General features: G+C 60.9%; 11 protein-coding genes. 8 read left to right on the forward strand and 3 right to left on the reverse strand.

Annotation, left to right across the window (positions count from 1 at the left end):
- Positions 1-121 precede the first annotated feature (121 nt).
- The 3 genes from K7I12_RS09000 (at position 122) to K7I12_RS09010 (ending at position 4,387) form a co-directional block, all read left to right on the forward strand.
- The gene (locus K7I12_RS09000) at positions 122-2,947 is read left to right on the forward strand and encodes a DUF4214 domain-containing protein (RefSeq protein WP_231663953.1); all 2,826 of its coding nucleotides are present in this window, start codon (positions 122-124) and stop codon (positions 2,945-2,947) included.
- A gap of 172 nt (positions 2,948-3,119) precedes the next feature.
- Positions 3,120-3,917, forward strand: coding sequence for a SapC family protein (locus tag K7I12_RS09005; RefSeq protein ID WP_231663954.1), 798 nt, complete (start codon positions 3,120-3,122; stop codon positions 3,915-3,917).
- A 170-nt stretch (positions 3,918-4,087) separates the two neighbouring features.
- Complete coding sequence (locus tag K7I12_RS09010) at positions 4,088-4,387, forward strand: hypothetical protein (protein WP_231663955.1); 300 nt, start codon at positions 4,088-4,090, stop codon at positions 4,385-4,387.
- Between the two features lie 41 nt (positions 4,388-4,428).
- On the opposite strand, the gene K7I12_RS09015 is transcribed toward K7I12_RS09010, so the two are convergent.
- The 3 genes from K7I12_RS09015 to K7I12_RS09025 all read right to left on the reverse strand — a co-directional run bounded on the left by K7I12_RS09015 (position 4,429) and on the right by K7I12_RS09025 (position 7,332).
- Positions 4,429-6,045 carry a YfjI family protein gene (locus K7I12_RS09015; protein WP_231663956.1) on the reverse strand — a complete coding sequence of 539 codons (1,617 nt, stop codon included), beginning with the start codon at positions 6,043-6,045 and terminating at the stop codon, positions 4,429-4,431.
- 153 nt (positions 6,046-6,198) lie between these two features.
- A complete protein-coding gene (locus tag K7I12_RS17670; RefSeq protein ID WP_269438618.1) occupies positions 6,199-6,591 on the reverse strand; it encodes a hypothetical protein in 393 nt (130 codons plus the stop codon).
- A 54-nt stretch (positions 6,592-6,645) separates the two neighbouring features.
- Positions 6,646-7,332 carry a YagK/YfjJ domain-containing protein gene (locus K7I12_RS09025; protein WP_231663957.1) on the reverse strand — a complete coding sequence of 229 codons (687 nt, stop codon included), beginning with the start codon at positions 7,330-7,332 and terminating at the stop codon, positions 6,646-6,648.
- Between the two features lie 596 nt (positions 7,333-7,928).
- Between K7I12_RS09025 and K7I12_RS09030 the strand changes: the two genes are divergently transcribed.
- The 5 genes from K7I12_RS09030 to K7I12_RS09055 all read left to right on the forward strand — a co-directional run bounded on the left by K7I12_RS09030 (position 7,929) and on the right by K7I12_RS09055 (position 12,213).
- A complete protein-coding gene (locus tag K7I12_RS09030; RefSeq protein WP_231663958.1) occupies positions 7,929-8,261 on the forward strand; it encodes a hypothetical protein in 333 nt (110 codons plus the stop codon).
- Positions 8,262-8,381: 120 nt separating this feature from the next.
- Positions 8,382-9,644, forward strand: a complete 1,263-nt coding sequence (locus K7I12_RS09040; protein ID WP_331460581.1) for a YqaJ viral recombinase family nuclease — start codon at positions 8,382-8,384, stop codon at positions 9,642-9,644.
- 134 nt (positions 9,645-9,778) lie between these two features.
- Complete coding sequence (locus tag K7I12_RS09045) at positions 9,779-10,777, forward strand: recombination directionality factor (RefSeq protein ID WP_231663960.1); 999 nt, start codon at positions 9,779-9,781, stop codon at positions 10,775-10,777.
- A gap of 155 nt (positions 10,778-10,932) precedes the next feature.
- Positions 10,933-11,742: a DUF932 domain-containing protein gene (locus tag K7I12_RS09050; RefSeq protein WP_231663961.1), complete on the forward strand. Its 810-nt coding sequence runs from the start codon at positions 10,933-10,935 to the stop codon at positions 11,740-11,742.
- A gap of 21 nt (positions 11,743-11,763) precedes the next feature.
- Complete coding sequence (locus K7I12_RS09055) at positions 11,764-12,213, forward strand: JAB domain-containing protein (protein ID WP_231663962.1); 450 nt, start codon at positions 11,764-11,766, stop codon at positions 12,211-12,213.
- Positions 12,214-12,306 lie beyond the last annotated feature (93 nt).

Consider the following 12,306-nt stretch of genomic DNA (forward strand, 5'->3'; position numbering starts at 1 on the left):
CACAACAGCAATCACTGGCAATCGGGTGCGGCTCACTGAGCAGAGCTCGAGCGCTCAAGCAGTGTGAACGGTTGGCGTTACTAGGCCGCCAACTTTGTAAACGTTAGGAGACTATAGTCCCATGGCAACACAAGCTAATCTTGACCTGGCCCAGCAACTGTATGTCGCCTACTACGGTCGCCCCGCCGACCCGAAAGGTCTGACTTACTGGGCCGACCAGATCGAAGCCAAAAGTGTGGAAAACGTTGTCAATGCCTTCGGTACGTCCGAGGAATTTGACGCACGCTTCGGTGATCAGACCAACGAGCAGCTGGTCAACAACCTCTACAACCAGATGTTCGGCCGTAACGCCGAGCTGGAAGGTCTGAACTACTATTCCGAGCAGCTGGCTTCCGGCGAGAGCACCTTGGCTGAAATCGCTCTGGACATCGCCAATGGCGCCCAGAACGAAGACGCAACCGCGCTGAGCAACAAGGTGGCTGTGGCTGACGCGTTCACTACCGACATCGACACCACTGAAGAAGTGCTGGCCTACCAGGGTACCGACGCTGCCCAGGCCGCTCGCGACTTCCTGTCCACAGTTGATGAAACCACCGACCCGGCGGCTGTCAATGTCGAGGCCGAACTCGCTGAGTTGGTCAATAACAACGATCAGAATCCTGGCCAGGCCTTCACGCTCACTACAGGTATCGATACCAGCCCGGCATTTGACGGTGGTGCAGGTGACGACACTTACGTTGGCACCGACGCCACCTACACCACTGGTGATGACCTGAACGGTGGCGATGGCAGCGACACGCTGAAGCTGGTGTTCGCTAATGCTAATAGTGCTGCGGTTGACCTCACTTCAATCGAGAACGTCTCGATTCGTGACCTGAATGGCAACACCGTTGACGCGAGTGCCTGGTCGGGTGTTACGTCGCTGACCAACGATCGCTCCAGCGCAGACGTGACCGTCCAGGACATGGCGGCCCTGCCGAGCATCAGTATCGTTCAAGGCAATGGCAGCGACACGATCGTGACCACAACGGCCGACCTGTCCGGTAGTGCAGACGCCCTTACCGTGAACACCACCTCGGCCAACGTCGGCAATGTTCAGGTAAGTAACGCCACGACCACCACTGACACGGTCGAAAAACTGACCATCGTCAACAGCGGTGACAGCGTGATCGGTGCGGTGACAGACACTGTTGGTACCCCCAATCTGGCTGCCCTCACCTCCCTGAGCGTGAGTGGTTCCGGCTCCGTTGATCTGGATAACAGCACCTACAGCGGCCTGACCTCGGTTGACTCGGCAGGCGTCGCGATGGCTCTGGCTGTGGACAACAGTGGTGCTACAGCTGGCACTGACACGTCGATCAGCAGCACTGGCGCTGACGATAGCGTTACCCTGACCGGTGCAAATGGTGCTGCCGGTGACGCGGCTGTCACCAGCGTTTCCCTGGGCGACGGCGATAACACGGTTTCCGTGACTGCCGGCAGCAGCCTGCAGGAAGCTTCGGTCGAGACCGGCGCGGGTGATGACACCATCACTCTCGATGTTTCCGCTGCAACGGTTAACACCAGCACTGCTTCGGTGACTTCCGGCGACGGCGCGGACACGGTGACTGTCACGGCAGACGCCGATGTGGCGCTGACTGCCAACCTTGGTGGCGGTGATGACACCCTGACGATCGACGCCATCAACGCGACCACCGACGTCACTGACGCGATCGACGCGGGCGCTGGCACTGACACCCTGCGGGCTACAAGCACTCAGATGAACACGATCGGTGCTGATGCGGACCAGGTTGCTACTCTGTCGAACTTCGAGCAGATGGCGATCAGCGACGGGTTGGCTGACGATCAAGACCTGACCGCGTTTGGCTTTGATCGCATCACGCTCGAAAGTACCGTTGCTGGTGCTGCCACGGTGACTATGGCGTCCGGTAACACCATTGAATTCGGGTCGTTGGGTGACAACGCCGCTGGTGGTGTGGTTACGGCTGCTGTAGACGGTGCAAGTGACGCGGGTTCCTTCGATGATCAAGTGAATATCGAAGCCAACGTTGACTTCGCCGGCGCGACTGCATTTACCGCTCGGGTGGACACCGCGTTCGTTGAAACGGTGGACGTCAGTGTGACTGATACAGACACCGATACTGCTGGCACCGGCGCTGCCACGGTCACGCTCGACAGCGCTAACCGTGTTGACACGATCAACGTGGCAGCTGATCAAGCGACGACGGTAGCCGAAGGCTCTGCGAACTTCACCGCCCTCAACACCTTCGATGCGTCTGCTTCGAGCGCGGGTGTGACGTTCAGCGGTGCCAACGCTAGCCAAGGCGTGGTGTTCACCGGCGGCACTGGTGCGGATGTTCTCACTGGTAGCGGTTACGCTGACCAGATGAGTGGCGGTGACGGCAAGGACACCCTGTCCGGCGGCGCTGGTAACGACACCATCGACGGTGGCGCAGGTGCGGACACCATCGACGGTGGTGCCGGTAACGACACCATCGACGCGGGTGCAGGCGATGATACCGTCAAGAGCTCCGCAGGTGCCGACAGCATCACGCTGGGTGCCGGGTCCGATACCGTCGTTTACGGCGCGAAAGCGGACTCGTCGAGCGCCAACACCGACACCGTGACTGACTTCACCGCAGGTTCGGACACGCTCAACTTCAAGGCGATCGTCAACGGCGCCGCGTCCTTCAACAGCACGGCTGTTGACGTCTCCGGCGCTGCTGATCTGTCGGCTGCTCTGGACCTGGCGGTCGACGCGCAAGATGCGACCACCAACAGCGCGGTTCGCTTCTTCGAGTGGGACAGCAACACCTATGTGGTAGTGGACAACAACGATGGCGGTGGTACCCCCGCTGACACCGCTGGCTTCACCGACGGCGAAGACATGGTTGTCGAGCTGACCGGTAGCGTGGCAGTCACTGCTGACGAACTTGTCCTCGCCTAATCCCTCCTAGGAGCGGATGCATTCCCCGGTTCGCCGGGGCATGTCAAGGCGATGCTTCGCTGAAAGAACCCCTGGCCTTCGGGCCAGGGGTTTTTCTTTTGGGGCATCAAGATTTGTCTTGCCGTGATGGCTGATAAAATATCCTCAATATCACGTCTCAACCGGAGCTATCATGCCGCAGTGGATCGCCATCTCCCGTACACAGCATGCTGAACACCATTACCAGCCGCGCCAGGGTTATCGGTTCGCCGCCGAACAGCCGGTCGCCTCGATCCTGCTCGCCGAGCTTCCCAAGCTGCTGCCGCACTATGCGCTGGGCTTTATCCAGCAGGGCGAGCAGTACCAGCCGGTGGCCCTGCTGGGCCTCGATGGCCAGACCAACCTCTACGTCGCCCCCAACGGCAAGTGGCTGGGCAGCTACGTGCCCGCCAGCCTGCGCGGCTATCCGTTCACGCTGGCCAATACCGAGGATGGCCAGACGGCGCTGTGCATCGCGCAGGATCACCTGCTGGAGAGCGAGCAGGGCGAGCCCCTGTTCGATGGGGAAGGCCGACTCAACGAGCGCGTGCAGCAGACCCTCAACTTCCTGCAGGAATGCGAGAAGAGTCGCCAGTTGACCCAGCAGGCCGCCAAGGCACTGGGCGATAGTGGCGTGATCGAGCCATGGCCGTTGCAGGTCGAGCGTGGTGAAGGGCAGGAACCGCTCAAGGTGCAGGGGCTGTATCGCATCAATGAGACCGCCCTGAACGAACTCTCCGCCGAGGCATTCGCCAGTCTGCGCAGCCACGGTGCCCTGGCACTGGCCTATGGGCAGCTATTCTCGATGCATCAGCTCTCGCAGCTGACCGAAAGAGCGAAGTTCCACGCAAAGCACCAGGCCCAGCAGCCGGTGGAGAAAGCGCCTTCCGAGCCGCTGGAGTCCCTCTTTGGCGGAGACGACGATGAGATGGTCTTCGATTTCGGGGAGTGATTACGACCTGGGCTACCCTTGGGGTCGCTGTGGGCCCTCGTGTCGATCATTGAGCGCTACTGTCGCTCCCTGACCGCCCCGTGCGGCGCTTTATGCCGCTACCTTCCTTGTTTCCCTACTTACGGCATAAAGGCGGCCCACGGGCCGCTGTAGGCTGCTATCATGGCCCAATGACCGATTTCCCCGATGCCCAGGGCCCCGATACGGCCCCGATCCCTTCCGAGACCCGCGAGGCGCTGCTGGCCACGCTGGCAGGCTACGAGCACCTGCTGTTCGAGTCGATGGGTCAGGCGGATTACGACGCGCTGCGGGCCCTGTATGAGGACTGGGTCGAGCGGCTGGGCGATTCGCCGGAAGCCATCGCGATCTGTGATGCCCTGGACGACTTCATCGATGCCAATGTCGAGGAGGGCGATGCCGAACGGGCCTACTTCGACCTCGTGGCGACTGTGCAACAAGCGGGCGGCTGAGCGCCCGCATGTCAGCTTGATCTTGTCGGATCTCCCTCGGTCTAGCGAAAATCCTCATCAAGGGTAGATTTAGAACGGTAGCCTGTCTGGATCAGGTGTTTGCCTTTCTCTGGGTATTGTTCATCAAACAAGGGTAGCTCCTCCAGATAGTACACTTCCCCGTTCTTGAGCTCCGGCGCTTGAGGGCCAAAGACCGTATCCTTGAAAGTCAGTTGCTTGCTATGGGTTTTTTCTTGGAGATGCCCCAGACGTTTCAAGAGGGTGAGTGCAGCCTTCATCTTGTCTTTCCTGCGCAATTTGGGGTGGGTCTTTTGGGTGATGTCGGAAATCACGAACTGATAAATCCCGTGGGAGTAGTTCGATAGCTTTCGTATATCCTGGACCAAGCGATTGCCAAGGGTCACAATTTCAGGCTCGCCGGCTATGTAGTCTAGATAATGGCGGGAATAGTGGCGGCCCAGACGATAAGCATAGGCCAGCGTTCTGGTTCCTATCTCGCCTTCATAACCTTCGAAGGTATGCAGTACGCCCGCCATGCGTGAGATGTTGTCCATGAGCTTCGAGGCATGGCCCTCGGCATGGTAATAAATCTGGTCGGGAAGCGTTTCTTGCTCGATGCGGCGATACATTTTTTTCCATAAAAGTTTAGCGCTTGCCGAGAAGGTAAGGGCTCGGCGCGGCTTTTTTTGGTCGAGATTTTCAATGGATTCTATTAAAAGCTCACGCAAGCGTTCCTGGAACGGCAGGATGTCGGCATCGGCAAGCTCGTTGGGTAGTTCTGTGCGATGACCCACCTTGGGGGTTGGATAAACAAACAGAAACCGGGCCAAAAAACCGCTGCCATGCGCATCGTCGCCACGCTTTTCCAAGAATCGCTGAATGATTTCCGGCTGGATCATGAGCGAGGCTGTCAGGCGAGCATTGTTCAGGATAAAAGATTCACTGGTGCGCCTGTCGACGGAAATGGATGAGCCGCTCCATAACGCGTTGAACAGGTAAAGATCTTCAAATGCCTTGCCGGTGAAAAGGCTGCCCGCCTCGCTCGACAGTAGGCAGGCGTTGGGAATATTGGCGTGAAGCGCGTAGGTAAGGGCGCTAGGTGTGGTGTTCTCGTAGATCAGGCGATAATCGGTAGGTGGGGTCGGTTTTTCCTTGTCGTGATCGGCCAGACGTTGCTCGAACGTGAGTGTGGACTGATCGTCCTCGAACGCCTTTAGCATCCTTTTGCGCAAGACTTTCTGCTTGTCCTGCCAATTTTTCAATTCTCGCTGATAGTCTCGCTGCCGCTGCTTCAGCTCGATTGCCTTTTCCTCTTGAAGCTCCCGGATCGGGCCAAAAAAACAGCCTTCCAGCGCCGTTTTGCGCTCGCCGCTCCTGGCGGCGACCAACAGCATCAGCGACGTAGGGACACGATGACCGTTGGGGTATTCCACGTCCACCAACCCCTGGCATGCGGTGGCCATTGCGCCCATTGCGACCGACGCCGCCATCTCGGAAGCCACCTGAACGTGATCACTGACGGCTGCCACGGCTGACTCGAACCGGGAATCTTCACGAAAAGTTGGCCAGGCACTGCCGATGGCCGGGATCGCGTACTGCTCGTCGGACAGACTCTGGTTGGCCTCTATTTCGCGAAACACGTCTGATTGATCACTCATGACTGTCTTTATCCGTGCTAATTTTGCAAGAAAACGCAATTCTAGCAGGGATTGAGAGACTGTTTGCTGATTAAAATGAGCCCGTCATGGTTTTGACGGGGAGTGACCGGGGCTGGCGGCGGTCTCGCCGGAGAGGCTTCCTGGCTTGGAAGATTATGCTGGGTAGCCTGGACCCAGCTCCTTGAGCCCCCGTTCCAGCAGGGTCCGGGCGGGGCCCGAGGGGCACCGGCGTCCCTGCTCCCACTCCTGCCAGGTGCGCACGTTGACCCCCAGCCGATAGGCGAAGGCGGCCTGGGTATCGCCCCGTGACCGTCGCAGGCGAATGGCGGCCTGGAGTAGGGCGTGAATGTCCTGGGAGCCGTGCGTCTCGCCCGGCGTTGCCGAGGCCGGGATGGGGGCATGTGTCGTGGGGTCTGTGGCCAGCCTGCTGGAGAAGAGCGGCGCTTCCGGAGGGGGTGGGTTACGCGGAGGCTGGCGATAAGCGGCTACGGTTTGGGGATTGTTCGCTTCGTAATTGCGTAGCCAGCGATCGGCATGACTGTCCATGGGGGATCTCCTGGTAATGGAAAAAGGCACGGTACTGCCGTGCCCTGTCATGGGTTAACTGCGGCTCGTGCCGAACATATGCACGCCTTGTTGGAAGGGCTTGGTGTGCGCCTTGCACAGGTAGCTGAGATTGAAGACCGCTTCTTCCTGGCCCATGAAGTCGTCGCGATGCAGGCAGGCCGTGTAGGGATAGCCCGTGATGGGGTTTTCGCCGACCTGAACCAGGCCTTCGACGTCGCAGGACAGATAACCCAGCGCCCTGGCCCAGGCGCGTGCGATTTGATGATACAGGCCTCGCCCTTCGTATCCGCCGCCTTCCGAGGGCCTCAATCTGCCCAGTTGATAGTAGGCGTCGTAGTTCACGTACATCATGAGGTGGTAATGCGGCTTGTCGCTATTGTACTGCTCCCGGCACCATACATAGCGCAATACCGTGGTGTATTTCGTGCCGGCCTTGACCAGCTCTGCATTCAAATGGCGGAAGAAGGCGCTGAGAACGACATTGTCATTGGTAAGCTCGAAGGCGGGCATCCAGTCTGGAAAGCGTAGATCAATACGAAAGGCCAGCACCCGATTGTAATGCGCAAGCGCGCGGGTTTGTATCAGCAGACTTCGTTCCAGGTAGTTCTCGATCAAGGGGGCCTTATCGTGTTGATTCACTTCAAAGCCCCGATAGTACGAGTCGTAGTAACAGTTTAGTTTGGTGTACAGGGGATGGCGCTTGGGCTGTGATTGAAACATGAATGTTTTCCTTGTGACGCGCAGGAGGAAGCGTCAAGCCTGTGGCATTGACGCGATTATGGATCAGGGGGGATTTGCTTAACGCCCTCAGAAGAGAGGGCGATATCTTGAGAATGCGTCATGGGGTATGGCCCATGGCAGCCTGTAATGGCTGGATCAATCCGCTTTCAGGGATTGAGTGGTTAAGGGGGTTGGTTAAGTTATCAGGTTATCTCTTCAGGGATTAGAGATAAGTAGATTTAGATATATTACTGACCCGTCATGGCAGCCGATCCGCATGCCCCGGAAGGACTGGGGATAATGACGCCAACGCCCCGGGCGTACCGGGGATCGTTGTCGGGCCCGAGCTCTAAAAACTTTCCATTGGCAATGCGTTACGCTGCATGACGCTCATGGGATGCCAACGGTCTGTCAAATAATACGTCATCGCCGGAGTCGCTTTCCGCCCGGGGATAATCCCGGGGTTTTCCGTCAGCCACGTAACGGCACTGACGGCATCCGACATCGATTCAAAAAAATCTCAGCCCTGTATTACCTCCTTGAAGCCGGGAAGCGATGGCTTCGATGACACGTCATTCCCACCTCAGGAGGTTTTCATGACGCTCACATGTCCGAGCTGTGGCTCACCGCGGGTGCGCGCGCGACACCGCGGTCGCAAGGTTGGCGGAGGGATCGGGGGTGCGGCAGGGGCGGCCAGCGGGGCTGCCGGGGCGCTCAGCGGCGCCGAGACGGGAGCCCTGGTGGGTGCCTGGGCCGGGCCGGTCGGCCTGACCGTGGGTAGCCTGGCCGGGGCGATCTTTGGTGGCCTGGTGGGCGGCACGGCGGGCGGTCTCGCCGGTGCCCGTCTGGGCCAGCAACTCGATGCCCGGCTGCTCGATAGCCACCAGTGCCTGGCCTGCGCGCACACCTTCCGTCCTCACGTCGACTAACACCCCTCAGTGGTGAGCCACCGGCTTTCCGCTGTCGTTCATTGCATCCGACTAACGGCCCAGCCCGCTGCCTTCGGGGAGCGGGCCGTTATGCCGTGTTTGTATCTCAGGAGAGAGATCATGACCCAGCCCACGTCACGTCCCACTACGCTGTCCCCAGTTGTCGCGGATGAAGCGGCCCGTTCCGCCCGGCTGCCGGAGAGTACCGATTCGGGAGCTCGAGCCGGTACCGCCGCATCCACCTCCGAGGCCACCGAGTCGCCCAAGTCCTCGTTATCCGCCCGAGCCCAGCCGGGCAGCGTTACCGCCTCGGTCCTCGCGGCCCTCGAGCAGAGCGGGGTGCCGTCGCCAACCTCGACGCCGCTAGGGCGAGCCCCGCGACCGCGTCGCCCTGACGGCCCCCAGCGCCGCTATCGCGATCAGGCCCGGCGCCTGGTCGATACCCGCGCCCTGGATCGCAAGGCCTGGCTGTCGATTCGCCAGAGCGGGATCGGCAGTAGTGACGCCGCCGCGGCGGTGGGCCTCCATCCCTACAAGTCCCCGCTCGAGCTGTGGCTGGAGAAGACCGGCCGTCAGACGGAATCCACCGACCCGGCCCCCGAGGCGCAACTGACCAGCCCGCTGCATTGGGGCCAGGTGCTCGAACCGCTGGTCGCCGAGCACTACGCCCGGCACACCGGCCACCGGGTGCAGCGGGTCAACGCCATCCTGCAGCACGTCGAGCATCCCTGGATGCTCGCCAACCTGGATCGCGAGATCGTCGGCAATGACGCCGTGCAGATCCTCGAGTGCAAGACGGCCGGACTTCACGGCGCCCGACTGTGGAAGAGTGGGGTGCCCGAGTACGTGCAGCTGCAGGTGATGCACCAGTTGGCGGTCACCGGGCAACAGGCCGCCGATGTGGCCGTGCTGCTCGGGGGCCATGAGCTGCAGATCCACCGCATCGCGCGTGACGAGGCGATGATCGCGCAGCTGATCGCCCTGGAACGCCAGTTCTGGGACTGCGTCGAGCGCGATACCCCACCGCCCGCTGATGGCAGCGAGTCGGCGGATCAGGCCCTGCGAAGCCTGTTCCCCCAGGATGACGGCGAGACCGTCGACTTCAGCCATGACGTGGGGCTCAGCCAGGCGTTTGTCGACCTGCAACGGGTGCGCCAGACCCTGGAGGACGCGAAGAAGGAGGAGCTGCGCCTCAAGCACCGCCTGCAGCAGGCCATGGGCACCGCGACGCTGGCGACGTTTCCCTCGGGCAGTCTGAGCTGGAAGCAGACCGCCCCGGTCACGCGACTCGACACCAGGGCCCTGCAGAAAGACCACCCCGGCCTGTGTGCCGACTACCTGAAGACCCATCCCGGCTCACGGCGTTTCGTGGTGCGTCGTTAGCGACGCCCTGCGCTCGCACCCCGCCAACCCATAACCCAACGCTCTCCCGCACACCGAACGCCTCAGTGCGGCTCTCCGGCCGTTCTGGGGCGTTTTGCGTTGGGGGCAACCACTTGAAGAGACAGGAGGTTCCCATGCTCAAGGGACTCGCCATTACCCCGCCGATTCTGGGGCGGATCACCATCGGCAAGGTGGTGGAGAATCACGGCAAGCGTCTGCCGCAGAAGGACGATCAGTTCACCATTACCTCGCAACTGCAGACCCGCGAGGGCTGGCTGCGCCACCCCCTGGATGAAGCCCTGCGCAGCGAGCAGGAGGGCAAGCTGCGGCGTATTCCCATCCGGTTGCTGTTCAACGACCCCGATCTCAACCTGCGCGCCGAGTACGCGCTGTTCGATCGTCAGACCGCACGCCCCCTGTGCGTGGGCGACGGCGAGCAGTGCAAGCGACGCACACGGGAAGGCATGGAGACGCTGCCGTGTCCGGCGCCGGACGCCTGCCCGCTGGCCCAGGGCGGGGCCTGCAAGCCCTACGGACGGCTCAACGTGCTGATTGGCGACGACGATCCGCTGGGCAGCTTCATCTTCCGCACCACGGGCTTCAACTCGATTCGCACCCTGGCGGCGAGGCTTGCCTACTTCAAGGCGATCTCGGGCAACCGGTTGGCGTGCATGCCCCTGGAGCTGCGGCTACGGGGCAAGTCCACCCGCCAGAGCCGTGGCACGCCGATCTTCTACGTCGACATCACCCAGCGCGAGGGCTGGACGCTGGAAGAGACCCTGGCCGAGGCCCAGCGCCTGGATGAGGAACGCCAGCAGACCGGCTTCGACCAGAAAGCCCTGGATAGAGCGGCCAAGGCCGGTTTCGCCAACGGCGCGTTTGAAGACAGCGCCGAGGAGTCCGCCGATGTGGTGGAGGAGTTCTACCCCGATCTCACCGCTGCCCAGGACGCTCCACGAGCAGAAGGGCAGGGCGGCACCACCAGCCAGCCCGTGACCCTGGCCGACAAGCTGCAGGCCAAAAGCCAGCAGCAAGGTAAGGCTGCCCCCAACGAACCTTATAACGGGGAAACAAATGATTCGCAGAATCGCGAGGCTCAGCAATCCCCAGCACGCCAGGCCAAGCGCGCTTGATTCCCACGCCCGTGCAACGCGGGCACCCACTCCATCCCACTCTCACGACCCAAGACCCCGCCATCGCATCAACGCTGCCCGCTGCCCTGGAGGCGCGGGCCGTTATGCCGTGCTCACTCGGTAAGCAATGACTCACACACCCAAGGAGAGACACCATGCGCATTCTCACTCACGACCAACTCCATCGCACCGCCCCCGCCATCTTCGCTCAGGAACCGGATTCCGCCGTCTCCGAGCGGTATGGCTTCGTGCCCACCATCAACGTGGTCGATGCTCTGCAAGCCGAGGGCTGGTATCCGGTAAGGGCTCAACAAACCCATGTCCGCCACGCCGAGCGCCAAAGCGTGGCACGCCATCTGATCCGTTTTCGGCAAGACCCCGACCGCCAGATTGCCGTGGGGGATAGCGTCACCGAACTGGTCCTCACCAACAGCCATGACCGTAGCGCCGCCTTTCAGCTCGATTTGGGGCTGTTCCGGCTGGTGTGCCTCAACGGCATGGTCACCCCGGTGGGCGACGTGGGCGGTATCCGTGTGCGTCACGGTAAACAGATTGTCGATGAAATCCTGGAAGGCTCGATCCAGTTAAGCCACCAAGTACCTCGGATTGCCGAGGGGGTGGAGGCGTTTCAATCCACCCTGGTCAGTCGAGGCGAAGCCCAGCTGTTTGCCGAAGGGGCCTTGTCGCTGCGTTACGGCGACGACTGGGCGCAATCAAGCCCCGTGCAGCCGGGGGATCTACTGGAAGCCCGCCGCAGCGAGGATGCCAACGGCAGCCTGTGGAGCGTGTTCAACCGCACCCAGGAAAACCTCTTCAAGGGCGGGCTGCGTGGCCGGTCTCAATCGGGTCGGGCCACCCGGACTCGGGCCATCAATAGCGTGACCGAAGACGTGCGCTTAAACCGAGCGCTATGGAAGCTCACCGAGCATTTTGCCGCCCTCAAGGGTGCCACCGTTGCCGCCTAATCCCTGATAAGGAGATCGATAATGACCTGCTATACACCGCAAGCCCAGCTGGTGGCCGGGGAAAACCCCGGCACCTACCGCGTTGATGGCGATGTGACCGACGCTCAGCTGTTACACCTCGCCAAGATGATTGCCCACAAGCGGCTACGTAAAGGCAATAAACTGGGCAGCCCTGATGAAGTCCATCGCTGCCTGCAAACCCTGTTGCTCGATTATCCCTACGAGGTGTTTGGGACGTTGCTACTCGATACCCAGCATCGGCTGATTGCCTTTGATGAGCTGTTTCGGGGCACCATCGACTCAGCCAGCGTCTACCCCCGTGAAGTGATCAAACACGCCATTGCGCACAATGCGGCGGCGGTGATCCTTGTTCATAACCACCCTTCGGGCGACCCCGAACCCAGCGATGCCGATCGGCGGATTACACAACGGCTCAAAGAAGCCCTAGCCCGGATATTTCATCAGACATGAAAAAAGCGGCTGAAAATCGGTTATAATTCAAGCTCCTACACAAGAATCAACCGCATCAACCGCCATGACGAAATGTACCATGCCGACCGCCTC

The sequence above is a fragment of the Halomonas sp. IOP_31 genome (assembly GCF_021151495.1).
GTDB classification, from domain to species: Bacteria; Pseudomonadota; Gammaproteobacteria; order Pseudomonadales; family Halomonadaceae; genus Modicisalibacter; species Modicisalibacter zincidurans.